Below are 259 nucleotides of genomic sequence, written 5' to 3'. Positions count from 1 at the left end.
GAGAATTTTGGCTTTAGGCTTGGGCAACGTGTCAGGAGTTGCGCGCATGGGCGGGGACACAGGTAGCCTTTTCTTGTCGGGGGGCGGCGAGATGGGCGCTCTCACAAGAGCGTTTGACTGGTCAAAAACATCGCTCGGCTCGCCGGAAGCGTGGCCGCAAAGTCTTCGGGTCACGGTGCGGCTCGTTCTTACCTCACGCCACCCGATGTTCATTTGGTGGGGACCAGACCTCATCCAGTTCTATAACGATGCGTATCGC

The 259-nt window shown here is 58.3% G+C and carries 1 pseudogene; it reads left to right on the top strand.

The features are described 5' to 3' along the window. Positions 1-46 precede the first annotated feature (46 nt). A pseudogene (locus tag AC0L3J_RS38205) lies at positions 47-259 on the top strand (histidine kinase); the annotation flags it as partial.

The sequence above is a fragment of the Bradyrhizobium sp. Kon37 genome, assembly GCF_055807535.1.
The sequence above is the reverse complement of the archived record's forward strand: the minus strand, read 5'-3'. Positions and strand labels throughout refer to the sequence as shown.